24 protein-coding genes are annotated in these 25,590 nt (G+C 71.1%); 12 read left to right on the top strand and 12 right to left on the bottom strand.

The window, feature by feature from the left end:
• Positions 1-120 precede the first annotated feature (120 nt).
• Genes P5G46_RS12775 through P5G46_RS12765 form a run of 3 tightly spaced genes read right to left on the bottom strand, consistent with a single transcriptional unit; the run spans position 121 to position 2,318 of the window.
• Positions 121-1,419 carry a GNAT family N-acetyltransferase gene (locus tag P5G46_RS12775; protein ID WP_408905856.1) on the bottom strand — a complete coding sequence of 433 codons (1,299 nt, stop codon included), beginning with the start codon at positions 1,417-1,419 and terminating at the stop codon, positions 121-123.
• Positions 1,420-1,461: 42 nt separating this feature from the next.
• Positions 1,462-1,704, bottom strand: a complete 243-nt coding sequence (locus P5G46_RS12770; protein ID WP_228163216.1) for a zf-HC2 domain-containing protein — start codon at positions 1,702-1,704, stop codon at positions 1,462-1,464.
• The gene (locus P5G46_RS12765) at positions 1,701-2,318 is read right to left on the bottom strand and encodes a sigma-70 family RNA polymerase sigma factor (protein ID WP_408905855.1); all 618 of its coding nucleotides are present in this window, start codon (positions 2,316-2,318) and stop codon (positions 1,701-1,703) included. The genes P5G46_RS12770 and P5G46_RS12765 overlap by 4 nt, the downstream gene beginning before the upstream one ends.
• Positions 2,319-2,395: 77 nt before the next feature.
• Between P5G46_RS12765 and aroA the strand changes: the two genes are divergently transcribed.
• Genes aroA through bcp form a run of 3 tightly spaced genes read left to right on the top strand, consistent with a single transcriptional unit; the run spans position 2,396 to position 5,274 of the window.
• A complete protein-coding gene (gene aroA, locus P5G46_RS12760) occupies positions 2,396-3,739 on the top strand; it encodes a 3-phosphoshikimate 1-carboxyvinyltransferase (RefSeq protein ID WP_408905854.1) in 1,344 nt (447 codons plus the stop codon).
• A 3-nt stretch (positions 3,740-3,742) separates the two neighbouring features.
• Positions 3,743-4,804 (top strand): ribosome small subunit-dependent GTPase A, encoded by a 1,062-nt coding sequence (gene rsgA, locus P5G46_RS12755; protein WP_239276562.1) that lies wholly within the window; start codon positions 3,743-3,745, stop codon positions 4,802-4,804.
• Complete coding sequence (gene bcp / locus P5G46_RS12750) at positions 4,801-5,274, top strand: thioredoxin-dependent thiol peroxidase (RefSeq protein WP_408905853.1); 474 nt, start codon at positions 4,801-4,803, stop codon at positions 5,272-5,274. The genes rsgA and bcp overlap by 4 nt, the downstream gene beginning before the upstream one ends.
• Before the next feature lie 45 nt (positions 5,275-5,319).
• Here the strand turns inward: bcp and P5G46_RS12745 are convergent, their stop codons facing one another.
• Positions 5,320-5,700: a histidine kinase gene (locus tag P5G46_RS12745; RefSeq protein WP_239276564.1), complete on the bottom strand. Its 381-nt coding sequence runs from the start codon at positions 5,698-5,700 to the stop codon at positions 5,320-5,322.
• Positions 5,701-5,916: 216 nt separating this feature from the next.
• Between P5G46_RS12745 and P5G46_RS12740 the strand changes: the two genes are divergently transcribed.
• Positions 5,917-6,165, top strand: coding sequence for a WhiB family transcriptional regulator (locus P5G46_RS12740; protein ID WP_013583608.1), 249 nt, complete (start codon positions 5,917-5,919; stop codon positions 6,163-6,165).
• A gap of 60 nt (positions 6,166-6,225) precedes the next feature.
• On the opposite strand, the gene P5G46_RS12735 is transcribed toward P5G46_RS12740, so the two are convergent.
• On the bottom strand, positions 6,226-7,722 hold the full coding sequence (locus P5G46_RS12735; protein WP_408905852.1) for a sensor histidine kinase: 1,497 nt from the start codon (positions 7,720-7,722) through the stop codon (positions 6,226-6,228).
• Between the two features lie 108 nt (positions 7,723-7,830).
• On the opposite strand from P5G46_RS12735, the gene P5G46_RS12730 reads away from it, so the two are divergent.
• Both P5G46_RS12730 and P5G46_RS12725 read left to right on the top strand, forming a co-directional pair.
• Positions 7,831-8,112: a DNA-binding protein gene (locus tag P5G46_RS12730; RefSeq protein ID WP_408905851.1), complete on the top strand. Its 282-nt coding sequence runs from the start codon at positions 7,831-7,833 to the stop codon at positions 8,110-8,112.
• 126 nt (positions 8,113-8,238) lie between these two features.
• Positions 8,239-8,670 (top strand): Rv3235 family protein, encoded by a 432-nt coding sequence (locus P5G46_RS12725; RefSeq protein ID WP_239276567.1) that lies wholly within the window; start codon positions 8,239-8,241, stop codon positions 8,668-8,670.
• A gap of 5 nt (positions 8,671-8,675) precedes the next feature.
• Here the strand turns inward: P5G46_RS12725 and P5G46_RS12720 are convergent, their stop codons facing one another.
• Together P5G46_RS12720 and secA are read right to left on the bottom strand one after the other, a co-directional pair.
• Entirely contained in the window at positions 8,676-9,902 is a 1,227-nt protein-coding gene (locus P5G46_RS12720) for a pyridoxal phosphate-dependent aminotransferase (protein ID WP_275438260.1), read from the bottom strand.
• Positions 9,903-10,014: 112 nt separating this feature from the next.
• Entirely contained in the window at positions 10,015-12,816 is a 2,802-nt protein-coding gene (gene secA, locus P5G46_RS12715) for a preprotein translocase subunit SecA (protein ID WP_239276568.1), read from the bottom strand.
• Between the two features lie 181 nt (positions 12,817-12,997).
• On the opposite strand from secA, the gene P5G46_RS12710 reads away from it, so the two are divergent.
• Complete coding sequence (locus P5G46_RS12710; protein ID WP_408905850.1) at positions 12,998-14,308, top strand: coiled-coil domain-containing protein; 1,311 nt, start codon at positions 12,998-13,000, stop codon at positions 14,306-14,308.
• Between the two features lie 64 nt (positions 14,309-14,372).
• Here the strand turns inward: P5G46_RS12710 and hpf are convergent, their stop codons facing one another.
• The 5 genes from hpf to mtrA form a co-directional block, all read right to left on the bottom strand.
• A complete protein-coding gene (hpf, locus tag P5G46_RS12705; protein WP_408905849.1) occupies positions 14,373-15,035 on the bottom strand; it encodes a ribosome hibernation-promoting factor, HPF/YfiA family in 663 nt (220 codons plus the stop codon).
• Positions 15,036-15,128: 93 nt separating this feature from the next.
• On the bottom strand, positions 15,129-15,812 hold the full coding sequence (locus P5G46_RS12700) for a ComF family protein (protein ID WP_408905848.1): 684 nt from the start codon (positions 15,810-15,812) through the stop codon (positions 15,129-15,131).
• Between the two features lie 92 nt (positions 15,813-15,904).
• Complete coding sequence (locus P5G46_RS12695) at positions 15,905-17,563, bottom strand: LpqB family beta-propeller domain-containing protein (RefSeq protein WP_408905847.1); 1,659 nt, start codon at positions 17,561-17,563, stop codon at positions 15,905-15,907.
• Positions 17,560-19,242, bottom strand: a complete 1,683-nt coding sequence (gene mtrB / locus P5G46_RS12690; RefSeq protein WP_375094554.1) for an MtrAB system histidine kinase MtrB — start codon at positions 19,240-19,242, stop codon at positions 17,560-17,562. Before mtrB ends, P5G46_RS12695 begins: the two co-directional genes overlap by 4 nt.
• Before the next feature lie 7 nt (positions 19,243-19,249).
• Positions 19,250-19,930, bottom strand: coding sequence for an MtrAB system response regulator MtrA (gene mtrA / locus P5G46_RS12685; protein ID WP_239276574.1), 681 nt, complete (start codon positions 19,928-19,930; stop codon positions 19,250-19,252).
• Positions 19,931-20,092: 162 nt separating this feature from the next.
• On the opposite strand from mtrA, the gene P5G46_RS12680 reads away from it, so the two are divergent.
• From P5G46_RS12680 to P5G46_RS12660, 5 genes are read left to right on the top strand one after another with little or no spacing between them, the layout of a single operon-like run.
• Entirely contained in the window at positions 20,093-21,301 is a 1,209-nt protein-coding gene (locus tag P5G46_RS12680) for a glycerophosphoryl diester phosphodiesterase membrane domain-containing protein (RefSeq protein WP_239276575.1), read from the top strand.
• Positions 21,298-21,969: a DUF4129 domain-containing protein gene (locus P5G46_RS12675; RefSeq protein WP_408905846.1), complete on the top strand. Its 672-nt coding sequence runs from the start codon at positions 21,298-21,300 to the stop codon at positions 21,967-21,969. Before P5G46_RS12680 ends, P5G46_RS12675 begins: the two co-directional genes overlap by 4 nt.
• Complete coding sequence (locus tag P5G46_RS12670) at positions 21,966-23,141, top strand: DUF4350 domain-containing protein (protein ID WP_408905845.1); 1,176 nt, start codon at positions 21,966-21,968, stop codon at positions 23,139-23,141. The genes P5G46_RS12675 and P5G46_RS12670 overlap by 4 nt, the downstream gene beginning before the upstream one ends.
• Positions 23,138-24,175, top strand: coding sequence for an AAA family ATPase (locus tag P5G46_RS12665; protein WP_408905844.1), 1,038 nt, complete (start codon positions 23,138-23,140; stop codon positions 24,173-24,175). Before P5G46_RS12670 ends, P5G46_RS12665 begins: the two co-directional genes overlap by 4 nt.
• Positions 24,175-25,476, top strand: coding sequence for a DUF58 domain-containing protein (locus P5G46_RS12660; protein ID WP_408905843.1), 1,302 nt, complete (start codon positions 24,175-24,177; stop codon positions 25,474-25,476). Before P5G46_RS12665 ends, P5G46_RS12660 begins: the two co-directional genes overlap by 1 nt.
• Positions 25,477-25,590 lie beyond the last annotated feature (114 nt).

The raw sequence follows: 25,590 nt of genomic DNA, 5'->3' as shown, positions 1-25,590 counted from the left end.
CGTTGCCCGCGCGAGAACCCGGGCCCGTTCCCGCACACGCCTCGTGCGCCGCGGAGAGTCAGGGACGGCGGACACATCGGACACGGCGGGATGCTACGACGCGACCCTATGCGGCAGCACTCAATACCAGATGTCCAGCAGCGGCGCGGCGGCCGGCGCGAAGGCACCGTCGATCGCGCCGAGTGTCGCCGGCTCCCCCGCGATCAGGCCGGCCACCGCGAGTTCGGTGGCGCGCACCCCGCCGAGCAACAGGGACGCCAGCGCGTTGACGCTCATGCGTACCTCGGGCTCGGCATCCGTGCGCTCCACGACGGCCGTTCGGTCCTCACCGATGCGGAGCGACCACACGCCGTCCGCGAATCCGAGGGGATCGTCCACGCCGATGACCACGTCGAGCGGCGCCGAGTACTCACGGGATGCCAAGGCGCCGGGCACATCGAGCACGCGCAGCCAATGGTGGTCGGTGAGGGTGGCGGCCACCGCCCGCCGGTCCGCGACCATCCACTGCACGGGCGGCACGGCCGGCTGCAGCTCCGCCTTCACCCGTCCCACGAGGTCGTGCTCGAGCGCGAAGCGCCACAGCGCGGCGAGCGCCTCGTCGCCGTCGGCGAAGAGCGCGCGCACCTGCAGCTCGTGCGCGACATACTGCTCCCCCTCCTCCAGTGTGTAGACGAGGATGCCGCGTTGGACGCCGTCCGTGTCGCGATAGGCCACGGCGCGGACCTTCTTGCCGTCCTTCGCATCGGGCAGGAGCCCGGCGAGGCCGCGCCAGCGCCCTTCCCAGCCGGGGACGGCCCCGGGCCGGCGAACACGGATCCGTTCGTGCACCTCCGAGAGCCGTTCGGGAAGGCTCGAGGGAGAGACGAAGTCCAGGCGCCCCGGCGCCTGTGGCCCGGTCCAGCGCGCGCGACGCGTGTCGACCACGACATCGGACGCCCACGCGGCGGGTGAGAAGCCCCACCGGCCGTAGATCGTGGCCTCCGTCACCGTGAGACCCGCGAGCGCGTAGCCGGCAGCCGCTGCCGTGCGCAGCTCGCCCGTCAGCAGCGCGGTCGCGATGCCCCGGCGTCGGTGGGTGGGAGCAACGGTGACGGCGCTGATGGCCCACAGGGGCAGCGACCGGCCCGGCGACACCGTGAGCTCGCTGGACCACGAGTCCACGGTCGCCACCGGCGCGTCGGGGGCGACGCCCGCGCGATCGAAGACACCCGTCAGGCGACGCGCGCGCAGGGACTCGCGTGCACTCTCGACCTGGTCCGCTGACGGCTCTTCATCGAGGAATCCTCGCGCGACCGAGCGCAGGAACGGGTCGAATCCGTCGCCGTCGGGATCGACGAGCGCGTACTCCAGGCCGGTGGCCGCGAGAGCGGACGCCGATGCGGGGTCGAGCGGGAAGTGCGAGGTCGAAGAGGTACCCATGGCCTCAGCCTACGGAGGCTCCGGACCCGGCGCCCCGATGGGTCAGTGCGTCGCCTGGATGGAACGCAGACGCGCGAGCACCTGGTCGCGCAGTTCGTCCGGCGCGGTCTCCTTGCACGCCCGCGCCACGACCTCGGTGAGGGTGCGCGCTACAAGCGCTTCGTCCTGGCATCCGGGGCAGTTCTCGAGATGCTCGCGGATATCGCTTGCCTCGGTCTTGCACACCTCGTTGCGGAGGTACTCCTCGAGGTCGCGTCGCGCCTTGTCGCAGCCGCAGTCGCTCATTTCTTCACTCCCGTCGCGGCCTGGATGCCGCGCTCCTTCGCGTAGTCCGTCAGCAGGTCACGCAGCAGCCGCCGGCCGCGGTGCAGGCGGCTCATGACCGTGCCGATCGGGGTCTTCATGATGTCGGCGATCTCCTGGTAGGCGAAGCCCTCGACGTCGGCGAGGTACACCGCCATCCGGAAATCCTCGGGGATCGACTGCAGCGCGTCCTTGACGACGGATGCGGGCATGCGGTCGATCGCTTCGGCCTCGGCCGAGCGGGCACTCGTGGCCGTGGTCGACTCGGCCCCGCCGAGTTGCCAGTCCTCGAGATCGTCGATGGCGCTCTGGTACGGCTCGCGCTGCTTCTTGCGGTACGTGTTGATATACGTGTTGGTCAGGATGCGGTACAGCCACGCCTTGAGGTTGGTCCCCTGCGTGAAGGTCGACCACGAGCCGAACGCCTTCACGAAGGTTTCCTGCACGAGGTCGGCCGCATCGGCGGGGTTGCGCGTCATGCGCATCGCCGCCGCATAGAGCTGGTCCATGAAGGGCAGCGCCTGCTCTTCGAACTGCGCGCGAGGCTCCGTCGCATCTGCCGTGTCGTCCATCAGGCGCAAGTCTACGTCGGGCATGAGATCGGCCCCTCGCGGAACCGGGCGCTCGAGAAGTGCGGTCACGTGTCGTCCCCCTTTCAGTAGGGTAGGAACCGATGAGCGCCCACGGGTATTCCCCCCTTTCCCCGACCGCCGCGCCGCGCGGCGAATGGGTCGCGCCCGTCGCGACCGAACCCGTGGATGCCACGGTCACCGTGCCGGGGTCGAAGTCGCTGACCAACCGCGAACTCGTGCTCGCGGCCCTCGCCGACGGACCGGGGGTGCTGCACGCTCCCCTGCACTCGGACGACTCGGCGCGCATGATCGACGCACTGCGCGCTCTGGGCGTCGGCATCGACGAGATCGACGAGGGCTCCCCCTTCGGCCCCGACCTGCGGGTGACTCCGCCGGCGGCGTTCGGGGGCGGCGTGACGGTCGACTGCGGCCAGGCCGGTACGGTCATGCGCTTCGTCAGCCCCGTCGCGGGTCTCGCGCGCGGCGATGTCTTCGTCACCGCGCACGAGAGCGCCCTGCACCGCCCGATGGGCGCGATGGTCTCGGCCCTGCGCGACGTCGGGGTCGACATCGACGACGGCGGCAGTTGGACGCTGCCGTTCACCGTGCGCGGACACGGGCACGTCCGCGGCGGCGAGGTCGAGATCGACGCGAGCCAGTCCAGCCAGTTCGTCTCGGGGTTGCTGCTGGCCGCCGCCCGTTTCGACGTCGGGCTGCACTTGCGCCACGTGGGCGCCCGTCTGCCCAGCATCCCTCACATCGACATGACCGTCGAGGCCCTGGCCCACCGGAGCGTGCACGTCGAGCGTCCCGCCCCCGGAGAATGGGTCGTCCCCGCCGGACCCGTGCGCGCGAAGGACGTGGCGATCGAGCCCGATCTCTCCAATGCCGCCCCGTTCCTGGCCGCCGCCATGGTGACCGGCGGATCCGTGTCGATCACCGGCTGGCCGGCGCACAGCACCCAGCCCGGGGCGCTCCTCCCCGAAATCCTGGCCGAGATGGGTGCGCACGTGCACCGCCGCCACGGCACTCTCACCGTCACCGCGGGTGACGCGATCGTGGGCGCCGAGCTCGACCTGTCCGCCGCGGGAGAGCTGGCGCCGACGATCTTTGGTCTCGCCGCATTCGCGGACGGCCCGACGACCCTGCACGGGATCGGTCACATCCGCGGGCACGAGACGGACCGCATCGCAGCGCTGGTAGGCAACCTCCGGGGCATCGGCGGGGAGGCTCACGAACTCGAGGACGGGATCCGCATCGTCCCGGCACCGCTGCGCGGTGGCGGGTGGAAGGCGCATCACGACCACCGCATGGCCACGACCGGGGCTCTGATCGGTCTGCGTGTCCCGGGCATCGTCGTCGACGACATCGGCACGACGGCCAAGACCCTGCCGCAGTTCGCCGCCCTCTGGGAGCGGATGCTGGGCTCGGATGCCGCGGACTGACGCGTGAGCTGGCTCGACGACGCAGCCGACGACGACGACCTCGAGTTCGACGAGTCGTCCGTCCGGGTCCGCCCCAACCCGAAAGCGAACCGGCCGCGGACCAAGCGCCGCCCCGCGCATGCCGACGCGCGGATCGCCCGCGTCCTGGGGGTCGACCGCGGACGCTACACCGTGCTCGTCGACGAGGACGGGCCGGACGAACGCCGCGTGCTCGCCACGCGGGCGCGCGAACTGCGCAAGCAGCCCATCGTCAACGGTGATCGGGCGCGCGTGGTCGGAGATCTGTCCGGCGCCGAGGGAACGCTCGGGCGCATCGTCGGCATCGAGGAGCGCACATCGCTGCTCCGCCGCAGCGCCGATGACACCGACCAGGTCGAGCGGGTCATCGTGGCCAACGCCGATCAGATGCTCATCGTGGTCGCCGCGGCCGATCCCGAGCCGCGCGAGAGGCTGGTCGACCGTTACCTCGTCGCCGCCCTGGATGCCGGCATCCGTCCGCTGCTCGTCGTGACCAAGACCGACCTGGCAGACCCCGCGGAGTTCCTGTCGCATTTCGACGGTGTCGACCTGCGCGTCTTCACCAGCGGCAGAGACGAGATGCCCCTGGACCGGATCGGCGAGGCTCTGGCGGGTCACTCGACGGTGTTCGTGGGGCACTCGGGTGTCGGCAAGTCGACGCTGGTGAACGCCCTGACCGGATCGGAGCGCGCGACGGGACACGTCAACGAGGTGACCGGCCGAGGACGCCACACCTCGTCGTCGGCGGTCTCCCTCCGCTATCGCGGTCCGGCCGGTTCGGGCTGGGTCATCGACACCCCCGGCGTGCGGTCCTTCGGACTCGGGCACGTCGACCCCGCGAACGTCCTCGCCGCCTTCACGGACCTCGCCGAGGTCGCCGAGGAATGCCCGCGGGGATGCACACACCTTCCCGACGCCCCCGATTGCGCCATCATCGAGGCCGTGGAATCCGGTCGGCTCGGCCCGGGCGCCATCGCCCGCGTGGACTCCCTGCAGCGTCTGCTCACGACGTTCCAGTCGATCCAGCGTTCTAGGCTGGAGGGGTGACGATCCTCGAAGCCGGCCAGGCCGCCCCCGATTTCACCCTGCTCGACCAGGACGAGCACCCCGTTTCGCTCAGCGACTTCCGTGGTCGCCGCGTGATCGTGTACTTCTACCCCGCGGCGCAGACGCCCGGCTGCACGACGCAGGCGTGCGACTTCCGCGACAGCCTCGCGTCGCTGCAGGGCGCGGGGTACACCGTCCTCGGTGTCTCCCGCGACACCCCCGAGAAGCTGCGCGCGTTCCGCGAGAGCGACGGCCTGACGTTCCCCCTGCTGAGCGACCCCGACCACGCGGTGCACGAGGCCTACGGCGCATGGGGCGAGAAGCAGAACTACGGCAAGACCGTGACCGGTGTCCTGCGCTCCACGTTCGTCCTCGACGAGGAGGGCCGCATCGTCGAGGCGCAGTACAACGTCAAGGCCACGGGCCACGTGGCGCGCCTGCGCAAGGCCCTGGGTCTCACCACGGCCTGAGGCCTGGCGCTGGCGCAGTCCGGCACGCCGACCCGCCCGCGAAGATCAGCCGTCGTCGCGTCGGCGCGGCGCCGAGGCCCGCACGGCGAGGACCAGCAGGACCAGACCCACCACCGCGGGCGCGGCGATCAGGAGCGCCGTGCTGGGCGCCGCCCACTCCCCCGTCACCGCACCGAGGGCGACGGACAGGATCAGCAGTTGCGTCACGATCGCGCCGGAGCGACCGGCCGACACGTCACGGGCCGTCGCGACGGCGAACGCGGCGACGGCGACGGCGCCGATGACCGTGAGGACGATCAGCGCGATCGAGCTGACGACCGAATCCGTGTCGCCGCCGACGAGCGCGACGACCTGCCAACCCGCGAGCGCCAGCACACCGACGGCCTCGAGGCCGACCACGAGCGCAGCAAGAAGCCGAACCGGCATACCCGCGTCCTTCCCGACACATGTTTCCCCGGCGTTGCAACCTGGAAACCTGCCGGTTACCTCTTGATCGGCCGGAAGCGCTGTGGGAGCATGGAAAAAGCCGTGTGCTCCCACAGCGACGTGGGGCGAGCGATCGCTCGCGTATCCCACCAGGGTACCGGACCCGAATCCCGGTGCCCGCCACGAATGAATTTCCCCGCAACAAGGAGCACCCCTATGGATTGGCGCGACAAAGCAGCCTGCCTGACCGTCGACCCCGAACTGTTCTTCCCCGTCGGCAACACCGGTCCGGCGGTCGACCAGATCGAGAAGGCGAAGTCGGTCTGCGCGCGCTGCACAGTCACCGAGGTCTGCCTGCAGTACGCCCTCGAGTCCGGTCAGGACTCGGGTGTCTGGGGCGGACTGTCGGAAGACGAGCGCCGCGCTCTCAAGCGCCGCGCCGCTCGCGCCCGCCGCGCCTCCTGACAGCGGAATCACCCGCACGAAACCCACCCCTCGGGGTGGGTTTCGTCATTCCGGTCGCCGTCAGGTGTTCGCGCGGTCGATGTAGCGTAGCGGGATCTCGATGGTCACCTCGGTGCCATTGCCCATCACCGTGTGCCAGTCGATGGTGCCGCCGAGTTCTCCCTGAATGAGGGTCCGCACGATCTGCGTGCCGAGCCCCCGGCCGACCTGCCCCTCGGGCAGCCCCACCCCGGTGTCGCGGACGCGCACCTCGAGGGTCTCGTCGCTGCGTTCCGCCGAGATCTCGACGTCGCCCTCCTGCCCCACCAGACCGTGCTCGACGGCATTGGTCACCAGCTCGGTCAGCGCGAGAGCCAGAGGCGTCGCGTACTCGCTCGGAAGCGTCCCGAAGCGCCCCGTGCTGCGCGTGCGGGCCCGCGTGTTCGGTGCGGCAGCGACCTCGGCGACGAGCTTGAGCACGCGCGCGAATACGTCGTCGAAGTCGACGTTCTGCGCCAGCCCCTCCGACAGGGTGTCGTGGACCACGGCGATCGCGGACACGCGTCGCATCGCCTGGGTCAAGGCATCCCGAGCCTCATCGGAGTGCGTGCGGCGCGCCTGGATCCGGAGGAGGGATGCCACGGTCTGGAGGTTGTTCTTGACACGGTGATGGATCTCGCGGATCGTCGCGTCCTTGGTGATGAGCTCCTGCTCCTGGTGGCGGATCTCCGTCACGTCGCGACTCAGGACGATCGCGCCGATGCGCGTCCCCCGGTCACGCAGCGGAATCGTCCGCAGCGACACCTGCACCCCGCGCGCCTCGATGTCGGCGCGCCACGGCGCACGACCGGTGACGACCACGGGCAGCGACTCATCGACGTCCTGACGCTTGGCGGGCAGGATGCGCTCGGTGACCTCTGCGAGGGACTCGCCCTCGAGCTCGTCGTCGAACCCCATCCGGTTGAACGCCGAGAGCGCGTTGGGGCTTGCGAACGTGGTGATGCCGTCGACGTCGAGGCGGATGAGGCCGTCGGACGCGCGCGGAGCGCCTCGTCGCGGCGAGGTCGGTGCCTGGAGGTCGGGGAACTCGCTCGAGGCGATCATGCCGAAGAGATCGTCGGCGCAGTCGTTGAACGTGATCTGCTGGCGCGAGGGCGTGCGGGTCTCCCCGAGATTGGTGTGGCGCGTCAGCACGCCGACCGTCGTCACGGGGTGCCCCTCGCGCGACAGTTCGCGCACGATCGGGACCGCGCGGACGCGCGTGGGTGTCTCTTCGAACCAGTCGGGGGATGCCGAATCGACGATGCGTCCGCTCTGGAAGGCCTCACGCACCTGCGTCCGCCACTGGGGACGCACGCGGTCGCCGACGATGTCGCGGTAGAACAGGGTCGCCGCTCCCCCGGGTCGGGTGTGGGCGACGGCCACGAACGAGTCGTCGGGGGTCGGCACCCAGATCACGATGTCGGCGAAGGCCAGGTCGGCCAGCAGCTGACCGTCGCCGGCGAGCCGGTGCAGCCACTCGACGTCGGCCGCGCTGGAGCGGCCCTGGGCGTAGACGAGTTCGCTGAGTGTCGACACCCTCTCACCCTAAGCCGCCCACGACGCCCTCTCGGGACCGTCGCCGCGAGCGGGTGAAGATCGCGGGTGAATCGGTCGCATAGGCAACTCGGGGGACATAATGATCGCGTGCCCGACGCGCAGTCACCCCGCGACCGGTTCGCGGACGTCGAATCCGTCGCCCGAATGCTGGGGATCGACGGTGCGGGCGTGCGGGCACTTCTCGCTGAGGGGCACATCCGCGGTGTGCGGATCGCGAGCGATCACGCGTGGCGGGTCGATCTCGTCAGCGTCGAGGACTACCTCGACGATCAGGCGGAAAACGAGCGACGTGTCGCCCTCTGGCAGCAGTCGCAGACGGCGAGCTTCCCCGAGCTGTGGGGTCGCGGGAACGTCCGTCATCCCGACTGATCCCGCTCGGGTTTCACCCGCCGCGCGACGACTGCCCTCACCCGGGGCGTGCTCACGTCGGCGCCCCGCGTCGTCCTACCGTCGTGTCACAGTCCCACCGGCACCACGAGACACGGAAGTCCCCCCATGTCCGCTTTCCTCTCCCGCAGGTCGGAGCACGCCTCCGCCGCCGCCCGATCCGACGCCTTCTTCGCCCCGCAGCGCACTCCGTCGGAGCGGCTCCCCTCCGCCGAGGTGTTTACGCGCAACGTCGTCCGCGGCGTCCTCGAAGTGTTCGCCGGCGTGCGGGAGGCGGAACAGCTGGCGCGCTGGACCACCGAGGAGGTCTATCGCGCCGTCGTGGTCCGCGCGGGTCTGGCGGCCCGGGCGCGCAGTGCGCGACGGATGCCGGCGCCCCGCGACGTACACGAGATCCGGTCCGTACACCTCTTCTCGCCCGTCGACGGCGTCATCGAGGCGACCGTGATCGCCTCGGCACGCACCCGGACGCGGGCGATTGCGCTCCGTATCGAGGGCCTCGACGGGCGGTGGCGGGTGACCGCGCTCGCGCTGCTGTGACGACGTTACGGACGCCAGGACGCCAGGAAGTTGCCCAGCCGCTCGATGGCGTCCGAGATCACCCGGGCCTCGGGGAGCGTCACGATGCGCACGTGGTCGGTGGCCGGCCAGTTGAACCCCGATCCCTGCACGAGGAGCACGTGCTCGGCGACGAGGAAGTCGCGCACGAACGCGGCATCGTCGGGGATCTCGTACACCTCGGGGTCGAAGCGCGGGAACGCGTAGAGGGCACCCCGCGGCAGCACGCACGAGACGCCCGGGATCGCCTCGAGCCCCTGCCACGCGGCATCCCGCTGCTCGTGCAGACGGCCGGTCGGCGCGATCAGCGCGTCGATCGACTGCACCCCCGACAGCGCCGCCTGAACGGCGAACTGGGCCGGGACATTCGGGCACAGACGCGTGGATGCCAACAGGTTGATGCCCTGCAAGAACCCTTCGGCGTGTTCCTTCGGGCCGGTGATCACGAGCCATCCCGACCGGTAGCCCGCGACACGGTACGTCTTCGACAGGCCGTTGAAGGTCAGCACGAGCAGGTCGGGAGCCACGGTGGCCATGGGGATGTGCACCGCGTCGTCGAACACGATCCGGTCGTAGATCTCGTCGGCGAGCACGAGCAGCGAGTGCTCCCGTGCGATCGCCGCGATGCCCTCGAGCACCTCGCGGGAGTACACCGCCCCCGTCGGGTTGTTGGGGTTGATGACGACGATCGCCTTGGTCCGGGGCGTGATCTTGGACCGGATGTCCTCCAGGTCGGGCTGCCACTCGCGCGCCTCGTCGCACAGATAGTGCACGGGCGTGCCACCACCCAGGCTCGTCATGGCCGTCCACAACGGATAGTCGGGTGCGGGGATCAGCACCTCGTCGCCCTCGTCGAGCAGGGCCTGCATGGTCATCGTGATCAGCTCGGAGACGCCGTTTCCGAGGTAGACGTGATCGGGGTCGACGTGCGGGAACCCCGGCTCCTGTTCATAGCGTGAGACGACCGCGCGCCGGGCCGACAGGATGCCGCGGCTGTCGCTGTAGCCGTGTGCGTGCGGCACCGACGCGATCATGTCGCGCACGATCTGGTGCGGCGCCTCGAACCCGAAGATCGCCGGGTTGCCGGTGTTGAGCTTCAGGATCGAGTGCCCCTCGGCCTCGAGCCGATCGGCCTCGACGAGGGCCTCCCCGCGGATCTCGTAGAGGACGTCCTTCAACTTCGACGACTGATCGAGGGGGCGCAACGGGCTCATCGCCTCAGGATATCTGCGCGTCGAACCGGCCAATCGACCACGCGTGGCCTTACCGGACGCACGGATGCCGTGCCCCGCGTGGCGGCGGGAGCACGGCATCCATGGGGCGAAGCTACTTCTTCTTGCCGGCGGCGCGACGATCGGCGCGGTTGTTCGCGACGGGCTCGGCGACCTCGGTCCGCTGGCCGAACGCGCCCCGCGGACCGGTCGGCGCCGTCTGCGCGGCGGGCGCCGCGGCGTCGCCGGCCTGACGCAGACGGTTCGTCGCCGCCTGCTGCACCTGACCGCGCTCGTTGCGAACCTCGACCTCGCCGGCGTCGTTCGCGGCGGAGTACTCCAGACGCTGCGACTCCACGGCGGCGGGCGCGAGACCCTTCGCCTCGACGTGGGCACCGTCTTCGCCCTCGCCCTTGCGCACCTCGACCTCGAGGTTGTACAAGAAGCCGGCCGACTCTTCCTTGATCTGCCCCATCATCGACTGGAACATCTGGTACCCCTCGCGCTGGTACTCGATGAGCGGGTCGCGCTGGGCCATGGCCCGCAGGCCGATGCCGTCCTTGAGGTAGTCCATCTCGTACAGGTGCTCGCGCCAGCGACGGTCGAGCACCTGCAGGACGACGCGGCGCTCGAGCTCGCGCAACGCCGGGGCGCCGAGCGTCTGCTCGCGGTTCTCATACGCGATCCGCGCGTCCGAGATGATCTCGCGCTTGAGCCCCTCGGGGGTGATGCGTCCCTTGTTGCCGCCGGCCTCGGCCACGACCTCGTCGATGGTGACGCTCACGGGGTAGAGGGTCTTCAGCTCGGTCCACAGCGCGTCGAAGTCCCACGACTCGGTGTGCCCGTTGCCGGTGTGGTCGTCGATGATCGCCGTGATGGCATCCTCGATGAAGTGCTGCACCCGGTCGGCGATGTCGTCGCCCTGGAGCATGTGGCGACGGTCGGCGTAGATGGCCTCGCGCTGCCGGTTGAGGACGTCGTCGTACTTCAGGACGTTCTTGCGCATCTCGGCGTTGCGGGCTTCGACCTGGGACTGCGCGCTCTTGATGGCGCGGGACACGAGGCCGGACTCGATCGCGACGTCGTCGGGGAAGTTGGTGCGCGCGAGGATCGCCTCAGCGGCACCCGACTGGAACAGGCGCATGAGGTCGTCGGTGAGCGACAGGTAGAAGCGGCTCTCCCCGGGGTCGCCCTGACGGCCCGAGCGTCCGCGCAGCTGGTTGTCGATGCGGCGCGACTCGTGACGCTCGGTGCCGAGCACGTACAGACCGCCGGCTTCGGTGACCTTCGCGGCCTCCTCGGCGACGGTGTCGCGCATGGCCTGGTACACGGAGTCCCACTCCGCCTCGTACGCTTCGGGCGTCTCGACGGGGTCGAGGCCCTTCGCCTTCATCTCGGACACGGCCAGGAACTCGGCGTTGCCGCCGAGCATGATGTCGGTACCGCGACCGGCCATGTTGGTGGCGACCGTGACGGCACCCAGGCGCCCGGCACGGGCGACGATCTCGGCCTCGCGGGCGTGGTTCTTGGCGTTGAGCACCTCGTGACGGATGCCCTTCTTCGACAGCAGCCGCGAGAGGTACTCGCTCTTCTCGACGCTCGTGGTGCCGACGAGGACCGGCTGGCCCTTCTCGTGCCGCTCGGCGATGTCTTCCACCACCTGCGCGAACTTGGCCGTCTCGTTCTTGTAGACGAGGTCGGGCTGGTCCTTGCGGATCATCGGCTTGTTCGTCGGGATGGGCACCACGCCGAGCTTGTACGTCGACATGAACTCGGCCGCCTCGGTCTCGGCGGTACCCGTCATGCCCGAGAGCTTGTCGTACAGGCGGAAGTAGTTCTGGAGGGTGACGGTGGCGAGCGTCTGGTTCTCGGCCTTGACCGGCACACCCTCTTTGGCCTCGATGGCCTGGTGGATGCCTTCGTTGTAGCGGCGCCCCACGAGGATGCGGCCGGTGTGCTCGTCGACGATCATGACCTCGTCGTTCATCACGACGTAGTCGGTGTCGCGCTTGAACAGCGCGATGGCCTTGATCGAGTTGTTGAGGAACGAGATGAGCGGGGTGTTGGCCGACTCGTACAGGTTGTCGATGCCGAGGTAGTCCTCGACCTTCTCGATACCGGGCTCGAGCACACCGATCGTGCGCTTCTTCTCGTCGACCTCGTAGTCGACACCGGGCTCGAGCGTGCGCGCGAGCTTCGCGAACTCGGTGAACCAGCGGTTGGCCTCGCCGGAGGCGGGACCCGAGATGATCAGCGGAGTACGGGCCTCGTCGATGAGGATCGAGTCGACCTCGTCGACGATGGCGAAGAAGTGACCGCGCTGCACGAGGTCTTCCTTGCGCCACGCCATGTTGTCGCGCAGGTAGTCGAAGCCGAACTCGTTGTTGGTGCCGTAGCTGATGTCGGCGGCGTACTGCTCGCGGCGCACTTCGGGCGTCTGCCCGGACACGATGGTTCCCGTGGTCATGCCGAGGGCGCGGTACACGCGACCCATGAGCTCGGACTGGTAGCTCGCGAGGAAGTCGTTGACCGTGACGACGTGGACGCCCTTGCCCGCGATCGCGTTGAGGTAGGCCGGCAGAGCCGCGGTCAGCGTCTTGCCCTCACCGGTCTTCATCTCGGCGATGTTGCCGAGGTGCAGAGCCGCGCCACCCATGATCTGCACGTCGTACGGCCGCTGACCGAGCGTGCGCTTGGCGGCCTCGCGCACCGCGGCGAAGGCCTCGGGCATGAGCTGGTCGAGCGTTTCGCCGGCTTCGTACCGGGCTCGCAGTTCGACGGTCTCGTTACGCAGCTCTTCGTCGGTGAGCTGCTCGTAGTCCTCTTCGAGGGCACCGGTCGCCTTGACGACTCCCTGCAATCGTCGGAGGATGCGCCCCTCTCCGGCGCGCAGCAGTTTCTCGAGCGGATTGGCCACGAAGCATCTCCATCTGTCGGGTGCGGCGCCCCCCTGGACGCCGGCCTGCGCACAGGCATACAGGCCCATGTTATCCGTGTTACCCGTTCGTGACCTGCGAGTCCGCAGCCATTCGCCTTCACCCCTCGCGCCTGAAGCGAACACCCGGCCCGCGTACGGGCGCCCGGCCTAGGATCGAGCCATGGCCGGTTTCTGGGGAAAGAGGAAGCGCGAAGAGCAGGATGCCGCGGATGCCGATCTGGCGCGCCGCGCGGAGCTCGCCATCGTCGCCGCCGACGAACGGGTTCGCCTCACCTCCGACGAGCTCGATTTCGCCCGCGCGGAGCTCGGCGACAAGGCCACGGAAGACCTGGCCGCTGCGCTGGCGTCGGTGAAGGTGCATCTGGCGGAGGCGTTCCAGCTGCACCAGCTGAACCACGACGAGATCCCCGACACCAAGGAGGAGCTGCGCACGCGGAACGCTCGCATCATCCAGCTGTCGGAGTGGGCCGAAGACCTTCTCGAGGAGCGCACTCTCGTGCTCCAGCCCAAGATCGACGCCGTCCGACGCGCCCCCGAGACGCTCGCCCGCGTGCGGGCCGACCGCGACCGGCTGGCCGAGCGTGTGCCGCATGCCCGGGAGGTCGTCGAGCGCCTCGCGCAGCGCTACAGCCCGTCGGCCCTCCAGCAGGTGGCGGGCAACCCCGAGGAGATCCAACAGCTTCTCGACTTCGCCGTGCACACCGCGGGCGTGTCCGAGCGGCGTCGCGAGGCGGGCCAGCGCGAGCAGGCGTCGGTCGCCCTCGAGGCATCCACCGAGGCCGTGCGGCGGGCGGAGTCGCTCCTGGATGCCATCGACACCTTCGAGATCGAGGCCCTCCGCGCCGAGTCGACCCTCGCCGCGGTGATCGACGACTCCCGCAACGATCTCGCTGAGGCCCGGCGCGGACGGCAGACGCCCGCCGTCCTTCAGGCCATGACCGCACTGGAACGCGAACTCGCCGCGCTTCCCGCCGCGGGCTCGCGAAGCGATCCGTTCAGCGCTCTCTCCTCGCTCCGTCAAGCCAACGGCGACCTCGACCTCGCGCGCGAGCGCGCCGCACGCCCGGTTCCGTCGCAAGAGCAGGTCGACCACGCGATCGACGATGCGGACCGCCAGCTCGCGGTCGCGCGCGGCCTCATCACGGGCCATCGCGGGTGGATCGGAGCGGACGCGCGCACGCGTTTCGTCGAAGCCGAGAGGCTCCGGGCGGGCCTCCCCCTCGGACCCGTGGCGGAAGACCAGCGCGAGACGACGCTCGCCACGGCGCGGCGCGCCGGAGCCCTGGCATCCGAGTCCCTCCAGCTGGCTCAGCGAGACATCGAGCAGTCCCGTCCCGACGATTGGGGCGGCAACGGCTACGGACGCGGCGGCTACGGTCGCGGCGGCGGCATGGGCGGCGGCAACATGGTCGGCGGCATGCTGGGCGGTCTGGTCATCGGCTCGCTGCTCGGCGACATCTTCGACGGCTGACCGGTCGCACGAACACCAGCGGGGCCCCGTCGATTCGACGGGGCCCCGCTGTCGTCAGGGTCGGTCAAGAGGCGACGCGGGCCTCCGGCGGCGCCTGCGTTCCCAGAGCGATGACGCCGTAGTCCCACCCTTTGCGGCGGTACACCACACTCGGGTGGTCGGAACGGGCGTCGATGAAGAGGAAGAAGTCGTGGCCGACCAGCTCCATCCGATCGACCGCGTCCTCGACCGTCATCCACTCGGCATCGAACTGCTTCTGTCGGATGACGACGGGCGAGTAGTCCTCGTCGGACTCGGCTTCTGCGACGACGGGGACCTCGCCGGTGGCGACCGCCCGCAGCACGTCGACGGAGGCGGGCTGCACGTCGATGCCGGAGAGTTCGCCCGTGCCCTTCTCGAACTTCGCTCCCCGCGGGTGGTTGCGCGCATCGACGCGCTTCTGCTTCGCGCGACGGATCTGCTCCGAGATCTTGTCGACGGCCAGATCGAGGGCGGCGAACTTGTCGGTGTCGGTCGCCTCGGCGCGAACGACAGGACCCTTCCCATCGAGGGTGAGCTCGACGGTGTCGTCCTCCATCCGACCGTTGCGGTAGGAGCGGTGCGTGACCTTGACCTCGAGCGTGGTCGCGCGGGGCGCGAGGTGCTCGATCCGGCTGACCTTCTCTTCGACCACCGTGCGGAATCGATCGGTGATACCGACTCCCACGCCGACGATGCTGGTGTCCATCCGTGACCTCCTTGTTCCGGGTTCCGCCCGGTCTAAGGGCGGAACAGCCGTCGCCTTCAGTCATCCCCACGCTAGTAGGACGGCACCCGCCTGTCACGTGCCAATCCCCCCTGATTCACGTGGATGTTCCCTGTGTCGCGGCGTGTGCGCGAGCGTGACCGCCATCACCCGGTCCGCGCCCGCGTCGTGAAGGGCGCTCGCCGCCGCGCGCAGCGTGGCCCCGGTCGTGAGGACGTCGTCCACGACGACCACGGGGCCTTTCGGCGGATTCCGCGCCGCGAACACCCCCGTCATGTTGCTCTGCCTGCGGGCCCGGTCGAGCCCGCGCTGATCGGCGGCCGTTCTCTGCACGCGCAACAGCGGGATCGGGTGCGCGCCGGCACGCCGGGCGAGGAGGTCGACGGGCCGATAGCCGCGCCGGCGATCCGCGGACCGCGAGGCGGGCACGGTCGTCACCGTGGCCCCCGGCGGAATCACGGCGAGCGCGTGAGCGAGAGCAGGGGCGAGCACGCGGACGAGTCCCGTGCGCCCCTCGCCCTTGAACGAGCGGATGATGCGCGCCACCGCTCCCTCGAACGTGAGGGCGCTGACCACCTCGACACCCGGGGTGACGAGACCGCGGTGCAGGGACGGCCTGGCCGCGGCGCGACACGCGTCGCATACGTCGACGTCGAGGGCTCCGCAGCCCGCGCACGCGACGGGGAACCAGAACGTCAGAGCGTCGGCCAGGGCCGCGCGCGCCGCGGGCCACGAGGGCTCCGGAATAAGGCCGTGCATGACGGCAGGATGCCGCTTCGTCGGTCGACGGCGTATCCTCGGCCCCGCGTCCCGGGGACACGCGAGCGCCTCCCGTCGCTGGGGAGAGCGGGTCAGGACGTGGTGCCCTGCTGCACCGCCAGCACGCGGATGTCGGTGGCGACGAGCGTCCACGAGCTCCCCCGCCGGCTGTACAGGCGACCGTCGTCGTCGAGGATGCGCACGCTCGCGCTGCCGCCCGCGATGGCCCGGGCGTTCTCCGGTACCGAGCCCACGGTGCCCCGGCCGCCGACGCCGAGCTCGTCCAGGCTCGTCGCACCGTCGACGGTGGTGAGGACGCCCACCGTGGTGTCGTCGAGCCAGGCCAGGTCGAACGCCCCCGCCTCCGCGAACGACAGCACGTGCGGCGGTCCGAGATTGACCGCCGCGCCCTCACGGATGATGCCCGCCAGCCACACTTCCCGCACTCCCGCGACCGTCACGATCGCGGCGATGCGCGTGCCGTCGCGGGAGATCTGGAAGGACACCACCTCCGAGGCATCCGGCCAGGCGTTCCCGACGTCGCGGGGCACCCCCTCCGCGGAGAATGCGCGCACCTGCGACGGCGCGTTGCGCGGGACGCTCCAGATTTCCCCCTCGGAGTCGATCGACGGCGGGAGGAGTCCCGGGCGGTCATCGAGGAGGAAGGTGCCGCCGTCGGCGAGCGCGCTGGCGACGGCGCCCCGCTCGGTCAGAACGGCGGCGAGGCTTCGGTCGGCCTCGAGCTCGATGTGCGTGGGGGCCAGCGACTGGACCGCGTCCGAAAGGGAGGGGATCGTCTCGAGCTCCTCACCGCTGAGGACCCCGAAGCGTCCATCGGCCGTGAGGACGGCCGGCGACGGGTCGATGCGGGTGATGCGGACCGGGAGCTCGCTCGCGGCGACGGGCGTGCCGTCGACCGTCATCTGCACGTCGCTGATGCCCGCGGTGGCGAGACTCCGCGCGAGCTGCGTCTGCATGCGATCGAGGGTCGTGCGATCGAGGCTGAGCGCCGCACGCGGAAGCTGGACCTGCGCGACACCGCCCGACGACAGCGTGACCGAACGCCCCACGAGCGACAATTCATCGGGGAACGCGTTGCGCACGGCGTCCGCCAGCCACGCGCTCGGGGCGCCGTCGACGAGTGCCGTGGTCACCCGGCTGGCCACCAGCGGCCGCGGGAACCACCGGACATCGGGCACGATGAAGCTCCAGGTGGGGTCGAAGTACGCCACGGATGCCGTCTGGTAGACGGTGGGGAAAACCTCCTCGTACAGCACGACTCCGTCGGGGGCGGACGTGATGCGCCACTGGTCGTCGACGCGGGCCAGGGCGAAGGACAGCGTCTCGGTCGCTCCGGTCACCGCGGGAGAGTAGGCGCCGTCGGCATCCACCCCCGCCACGGTGGACAGCTGCACGCTGACCGCCGATCCGTCCGGCACGGGGGTCGCGCGGCGGTCCGCGAGACGGTCGATCGTGACCCGCGCTCGGGGATCCCACGGGGTGCCCGGCGCGAGGAAGAGCTTGGCGGTGGCCCAATCGTCGGCCGGCCCGGACCCGGCACGGAGGAACCCCTCCACGATCTCGGTCGGTGTGGCACCTTCTTGCGGGCCGTCCGGGACGAACGCGAAGTCCTGCGCGTCGTCTCCCTGGGGGCCTCGCCCGGGATTGACGTACCCGGTCGTGGGCAGACCCGTGCACGCGGTGAGGACGAGCACGAGCAGCAGCCCCACAGCGGCCAGAGCGCGCTTCACGATGTCGTCCTCCCGGTTCGTCCGAGCGAGATGGGCTGTGTGAGCCCGAGAGCTTCGAGCGCGCCGCCCTGCTCGTCCTCGGGGACGAGGGGCAATGGCGAACCCTGCAGGGGACGGCCGTCCCGCGGCAGCGTGAGCAAGAAGTTGGAGCCGCGTCCGAGCTCGGACCAGACCGACAGCGTTCCCCCGTGCAGTCGCGCGTCGCCCAGGGCGATCGACAGCCCGAGTCCCGTCCCCCCGATCGTGCGCACCCGTGAGGGGTCAGCACGCCAGAACCGGTCGAAGACGCGCTCGACGTCGTCGGACCGCATGCCCAGACCGAAGTCGCGCACGCTGAGGGCCACGGCATCCCGGTCGCTGTCCACCGACACGACGATCGGGCGGCCCTCGCCGTGCTCGATGGCGTTGCCGAGGAGGTTCCGGACGATGCGGCGCACGCGCCGGGCATCCATGTCGATGGGCGTGTACCCGCCGGGCGCGACCAGTCGCACGTCGCTGCCGTGCTGCAGCGCGAGCTGTTCCATCGAGGCGATGACGTCCTCGGCGAGGTGCGCCATGCTCGTGGGCTCGAGCTCGAGCTGCACCGAACCGGCGTCGTACCGGCTGATCTCCAGGAGGTCGGTCAGCAGCACCTCGAACCGCTCCACCTGGGCATGCAGCAACTCGGCGGCGCGGGCCGTCGTCGGCTCGAACTCGTCGCGCTGGTCGTTGATCATGTCGGCGGCGAGCCGGATGGTCGTCAGGGGCGTGCGCAGCTCGTGCGACACGTCCGACACGAACCGCTGCTGCACCAGTGACAGATCGGCGAGCTCCTTGATCTGGGACTCGATGCTGTCGGCCATGGCGTTGAAGGAGCGGTTCAGTGTCGCCAGCTCGTCTTCGCCGCGCACCGGCAGCCGCACTCCCAGGTCACCGGAGGCGAGTTTGGCGCTGGTTTCGGCGGCATCCGCGATCGGCGTCGTCACCGAACGCAGGACGACCCACGCGATCGCCCCGATGAGCACCACCAGGACCAGGCCGACGACCCACAGCAGCACCTGCACGAACGCAAGCGTCTGCGACGCGCTCGCGAGGTCGTAGCCCATGTAGAGCTCGTAGTAGTCGACCCCGTCCTCGGCGGGGAACCGCAACTGATGACCGACCAGGATGCCGGGCACCACGCGGCCGTCCTCGGAGGGGAGCGCCACCGACTGCCACCACTGCAGCTCGGCGTTGGACTGCACCTGCGTGCGCAGCGCCTCGGTGACGATGCCGGAATCGAACGCGGGCGAGATGAAGGGTTGCGGTGCCAGCGGCGACGGCGGGCCGATGCGGTACAGCGCGATGAGGTCGCTCGAGGATTGCTGCGACAGGCGTGTGGCGATGCCGTTCATCAGCGTCTGCGCCGCCGCAGGATCGGTCGAGTCCACCGCCGCGTCCAGCGTCGCCTGGGCCGCGGACGTCGCCCGCTGCGCTTCGAGGAGCACCTGGTCTTTGCGCGAGGTGAAGAGCTCGTTCTGGATCACCAGGGCCATCGCCACGCAGGTCACGAGGATCGTCGCGGCCGTCAACGCGACCGTGATCACGATCGTGCGGAACCGCAACGAACGGCGCCACAGCGTGGTGACGCGGTCGCGGACGCGACGCCAGTCGGTCGACCGCACCCGTCGGACCGGGGGCGTTCTCACCGCGCCGGTCATGCGGGCCTCACGCCACTGCGCCGGCGCGATATCCCACGCCGCGGACGGTGGTCACGATCCGCGGGTTGTCGGGGTCCGCCTCGATCTTGGCCCGCAGGCGCTGCACGTGCACGTTCACCAGACGGGTGTCGGCCTTGTAGTGGTACCCCCACACCTGCTCGAGCAGCATCTCGCGCGAGAAGACCTGCTGCGGTTTCTCGGCGAGCGCGACCAGCAGCTCGAACTCCAGCGGCGTCAGCGCGATCGGGGTGTCTCCGCGACGAACCTCGTGCGCGGCGACGTCGACGACGAGGTCGCCGATGCGCAACGTCTCGTCGACCGTGGTCTGTGCCGGACGCAGGCGCGTGCGGATGCGCGCGACGAGCTCCTTCGGGTTGAACGGCTTGACGATGTAGTCGTCGGCTCCCGACTCCAGCCCCTTGACCACATCCGCGGTGTCGGTGCGTGCGGTCAGCATGATGATCGGGATGCCGGACTCCGCCCGCACGCGCGTGCAGATCTCGATGCCGTCGACTCCCGGCAGCATGAGGTCGAGGAGGATGAGGTCGGGTCGCTCGGTGCGCCAGGCGTCGACCGCCTGCGCACCGTCGGCACAGAACACGGTCTCGAATCCCTCGGTGCGCAGCACGATGCCGATCATCTCGGCCAGCGCGGTGTCATCGTCGACAACCAGGATCCGTGAAGTCATCGGGTGTACGTCTTCCGTCTCGGACCCGTCCGGGAACGGGCAGTGCGCCGCGGGTGGGGGCGCATCACCCCGAGCGTAGTCGACGAGGCTGCGAGCGTGGCGAGCGCGCCCGGGGTGTGTGACACGATGAAGGACACAGCAGACCGCCGAGGAGGCGTCATCGTGACCGCGTATCCCGCCTGGACGCCGGCCTCGCGCGCCGGAATCGTGCCGTTGCACCCCTACGGGTTCGGCACCATCCTCGGCCGTTCGTTCGTCGCCCTGCGGCACAACCCCCGCGTCCTGCTCGGCTTCGCGTTGATCGTGCAGACCCTGGCGTATCTGATCGTGAGCGCCGCGCTGGCCGGTGTCGCGATCGCCAGCTTCGCGCGGCTGGACACCCTCGTCGAGGGCACCGACGAGTTCGACGCCGTCATGACCGGCTCCATCGCCCTCACGGCTGTCGCCGCCCTCGTCCTGGGCGCACTGGCGGGGACCCTGAGCGTCCTCGTCCAGGGCGTGGTCGTCGCCGAGGTCGCCTCGGCCGTCGTCGCCGAGAAGCCCACGCTGCGCGACGCGTGGCGCCGGGTGCGGCCGGTGTTCCTCCGGCTCATCGGCTACGCGCTGCTGACCCTTCTCGCCGCGACGGTGGTGCTGGCCGTGCTCGGCGGGATCGCCGTGCTCCTCGGTCTCGTGCTGCTTCCGCTCGGAATCCTGACGGGTGTGCTGTTCGCCCTCGGGCTCATCCCGCTGTACCTGTGGCTCGCGACGAAGCTCTTCCTCGTCCCCTCGGCGATGATCCTCGAGGGCATCGGCATCCGTCGGGCCATCGTGCGGTCCTGGGTGCTGACCCGCCGTCGCTTCTGGCCCACGCTCGGGGTCATCGTCATCATCTCGCTCGCGTTCGGCGCGATCGGGCAGGTGATCTCCCTGCCTCTGGGTCTGCTGTCCGGCGGGATCTCGACGATCGTGTCCCCGACCGGCGCCGACGACACCGGCGCCCTGATCGCGTTCATCGTCGTGCAGCTCATCGGGCAGGTCGGCATCCTGCTCGTCCAGTGCGTCGCCGTCGTCGTGCAGGCGACCTCCGCCGTGCTGGTGTACGTGGACGCCCGCATGCGCGTGGAGGGACTCGACCACGATCTCGCGGTCTACGTCGAGGCGCGCGACGCGGGAGCGTCCGACCTCCCCGACCCGTACCGGGTGGGTGCCGGTCGCGCGGTCGATCCTCGCGCGGCCGCGATGCCGGGCAGCCCCGCGGCCGAGGCCGCTCCCCGCGCGGGCACGTGGGCCGCACCGGCGTGGCCCGCCCCGAGCGTGCCGCCGGTGCCCGCCGCACCGCCCGAGCCCACCGCGTGGACCGCGCCCGGCAGCCCCCCGTCCGCATCGTGAGCAGCGGGCTCTGGTCGAGGCCGACCGTCGTCCCTCTCCTCCCCGGCCCCGACGAGGCGCGGGAGTGGGCGGAACGCGAACTCGCCGACCCCGTCTACCGGGCTGCCGAGCCGACGGCGTTCGATCGTCTGGCCCGCGCGGTCCGGGATGCCATCGAAGCGCTGTTCACGGCCCCCGTCTCGGGCGACTGGGGCCCGTGGGCCTTCGTCGTCCTGGCCGTCCTGGTGGTCGCCGCCATCGTCACCGGCGTGCTGATCTGGGGTCGCCCCCGTCCGCTCACGCGGGCGCGGCCGCCCGCCCTGGCTCTGTTCGACCACGACGACGCGCGCTCCGCCGACCAGTTGCGCGCCGATGCCGAAGCGGCAGCCGAGCGACGCGAGTGGGACGACGCCGTGGTCCTGCGGTTCCGCGCGTTCGCCCGCGGACTCATCGAACGCGGCATCGTGGATCCGCCGCCCGGCGCCACGGCGCGCGCCTTCTCCCGATCCGTCGGCGAGACCCTTCCCGCTCTCGCCGCGCCCGCCGCCGACGGCGCCGGCGCCTTCGACGACGTGCGCTACCTCGGGCGCGCGGGGACCGCCGAGACCTACGCGCTGGTCACCCGTCTCGACGAGGCAGCCATGGCGAGCCGCATGGCCGCCACCGACACGCGGGCAGGCAACCGATGAGCGCCGACACGCTCGCTCCGGCGCCGGTGCGCCGGCGCAGTCGCGCTGCCGTGGGCTGGACCGTCCTCATCGCGGCCCTCGTGGTCATCGGACTGTTCGGGACGACGATCGTGTACGGCGGGTGGACGCAGCGCGACGCGTTCGACCCCGAATCCCCCGCGCCCGACGGCACCCGCGCCCTCGTGCGCGTGCTCGAGACGCAGGGCGTGACGGTGACGGTCGCGCGCGATCTCGCCGCCGCCGAGCGGGCGCTCACCGCATCCCCCGGAACCCTCGTGATGCGGGACGCCCCCGAGCTGTCCGACGACGCGCTGCGCAGCCTCACCGCCCGCGCCCGCGATGTCGTGCTGGTCGAACCGCGCTCGCGCAGCCTGGACGTCCTGCTCGGCGGCTCCGCGCTGGCCGGCGTGGTGGACGAGCGCACCGTCGATCCGGTGTGCGACGTCGCGGCAGCGGAGGCGGCGGGTCCCGCCCGCGTCGGAGAGTTGTATCTGCCGGGCGACGGCGTCACGGGGTGCTACCCCGCCGATGACGGATTCGGCGTCCTCGTCGCCGGCGGAGACGGTTCCTCCGTCGCCGCCGTCGACGGTGTGACCGTGGTCACCAACCGCGCGCTCCCGCGCGACGGCAACGCCGCACTCGCTGTGGGTCTGCTCGGGCGATCATCCTCCCTCGTCTGGTACGTCCCGTCCCCCGAGGACGCCGACACCGGCGCCGCCGCGCCGACCATCGGCGACCTCACGCCTCCGTGGGTGTCGCCCGCCCTGGTGCTGCTGCTGATCGCGGGGCTTGCCGCTGCCCTCTGGCAGGGGCGCCGATTCGGACCGCTCGTCGTGGAACGCCTCCCCGTCACCGTGCGCGCGAGCGAGACCACCGAGGGCCGGGCACGTCTGTACGCGGCCTCGGGCGACGCCGCGCACGCCCTGGCGGAGCTGCGGCACGCGACCCGACGACGCCTGGCGGGGCTCCTCGGGCTCTCGCCCCGCGTCCCCGCCGAGCAGCTCGCGGATGCCGTCGCGGAGCGCGTGAGCGCCGAACGCGCGGTGGTGCGCGGCATCCTGATCGACGACCTCCCCCGCACGGACCGCGACCTCGTCGCGGCGAGCGATCGCCTCCGCGATCTCGAGACCAGCGTGCGCGCGACCCTCCGAACGGAAAGGACCCCCCGATGACCGACAGTCCTCTCGGCTCCCCCGACCCCGGCGATCCGCCCGCTGACACCCCCGGTGCTGCACCGCACTCCGCGAACGGGGGCGACGCCGATCTGCGCCAGGCGATGCACCGGGTGCGCACCGAGGTCGGCAAGGCCGTCGTCGGTCAGGACGGCACGGTGACCGGGCTGCTCATCGCCCTTCTCGCCCGCGGCCACGTGCTGCTCGAGGGCGTTCCGGGCGTCGCCAAGACCCTCCTCGTCCGATCGTTCAGCCAGGCGCTGGGCCTGGACACCCGGCGCGTGCAGTTCACGCCCGACCTCATGCCGGGCGACGTCACGGGCTCGCTCGTCTACGCCGCCCGCTCCGGAGAGTTCGAGTTCCGCGCCGGACCGGTCTTCACGCACGTGCTGCTGGCGGACGAGATCAACCGGACGCCCCCGAAGACGCAGGCGGCACTGCTGGAGGCGATGGAGGAGCGCCAGGTCTCGTCCGACGGGCTGAGCCGACCGCTCCCCGATCCGTTCCTGGTGGCGGCGACGCAGAACCCCGTCGAGCACGAGGGCACGTACACCCTCCCCGAGGCGCAGCTCGACCGGTTCCTGCTCAAGCTCGTCGTCGACCTGCCGGGCCGGGACGCCGAGGTCGACGTGCTGCGCCGGCACGCCGGAGGGTTCGACCCGCGACGCCTTCGCGAGGCGGGACTGGATGCCGTCGTCACGCCGACCGAGATTCTCGCGGCGCAGCGCGCGGCGGCCTCCGTCGTGGTCGCGGACGACGTCCTGGGATACGTGGTGGACCTCGCGCGCGCCACACGGCAGAGCCCTTCCGTCCTGCTCGGCGTGAGCCCGCGCGGGTCGACGGGCCTGCTCGCGGCGGCGAAGGCCTGGGCGTGGCTCGGCGGATACCCCGCGATCACCCCGGACCACGTCCAGACCATGCTCGTCCCGGTATGGCGGCACCGCATCCGTCTGCGCCCGGAAGCCGAGATCGAGGGCGTCACGGTCGACTCCGTGCTCACCTCGGTTCTGCAGCAGACCCGCGTCCCGCTCTGATGTACGTCACGGGCCGGCTGGCCTTGCTCGTTGCGCTCGGTGTCGTCCCGGTCGTGCTGCTCTCGACCGCGGGGGCGTCCGCGTGGGCAGTCATGGCGGGATGGGCCGTGCTGTGCGCCCTCCTCGCCGCGGCCGACGCGCTCCTGGCGGCCGACCCGCGCGCACTCGAGATCACCCGCACGCTCCCCGAGCGAGCCCTGCGCGATCAGCCGGTCGCGGGTGAGCTGCGCGTGCGCAACGGCGGCCGCCGCACGCTCCGCGCCCGGGTGCGCGACGCGTGGCAGCCGACCGCGGGAGCGTCCCCCGAGCGCCTCGGGGTCGTCGTGCCGCCCGGCGAGCGCCGCGGCGTCGCTCTGACGCTGCTGCCGCGCCGGAGGGGCGAACTGCGCAGCGAGTTCGTCGTCGTGCGCTCCGAGGGGCCGCTGCGATTGGCCGGACGGCAAGCCACGCTCCCCGTCCCCGCCCGGCTGCGCGTGCTTCCCCCCTTCACCGCACGACGGCACCTGCCCTCGCGGCTCGCGCGCCTGCGCGAACTCGACGGCAACACGACGCTCCAGATTCGCGGTGCCGGCACCGAGTTCGACAGTCTGCGCGAGTACGTCCGCGGCGACGACGTGCGCTCGATCGACTGGCGAGCGACCGCGCGCGCGGGCACGACCATGCTGCGCACGTGGCGACCCGAGCGCGACCGGCACGTCGTGATCGTGATCGACACCGGTCGCACCGCCGCCGCCCGCGTCGGCGACGGCGCCCGCCTCGACGCCGCGATGGAGTCCGCGCTCCTGCTCGCGGCGCTCGCCGCCCGCGCCGGAGACCACGTCCATCTGCTGATGTTCGACCGCGTCACCCGCGCCCGCGTCACCCGCGTCGACGGGGCACAGCTGCTGCCGGCACTCGTCGACGCGATGGCCCCCGTCGAACCGCAGCTCATCGACACCGACTGGGATGCCGCGTTCGCGCAGGTGCGCGGCCTGACGCAGCGCCCCGCACTGGTCGTGCTCCTCACCGCGGCCGACGATCCGGAGGCCGCCCGGGCCTTCCTCGCGTCCCTGCCCGCGGTGGCGGCGCGCTCACGACTGCTGGTCGCCACCGCGACCGACGGGCCCGGCGAGGCTCCCGCCCGCGACGACGCCACCGCGGTCTACGCGGCGGCGGCGATCGAGCGAGCGCGCTCGGATGCCGATCGCGTGCGCGGAGCCATCGTCCGCGCCGGCGGCGACGCGGTGACCGCCTCGGCCGACGACCTCCCGCCCGTCGTGGCCGACCGCTACCTCGCGCTCAAGGCCGCCGGCCGCCTCTGACGCCCCGTCCCGGCATCCGGCGGTCTAGCACACCTCCCCTATGCACCCGGTCGCATACGACGCGGCTTATTCTGGGGGATACCCTCCAGCCGCCGATGTGTCCCTTTGCGCGCG

The sequence above is a fragment of the Microbacterium mcarthurae genome, assembly GCF_046064585.1.
In the GTDB taxonomy this organism is placed as follows: domain Bacteria; phylum Actinomycetota; class Actinomycetes; order Actinomycetales; family Microbacteriaceae; genus Microbacterium; species Microbacterium mcarthurae.
The sequence above is the reverse complement of the archived record's forward strand: the minus strand, read 5'-3'. Positions and strand labels throughout refer to the sequence as shown.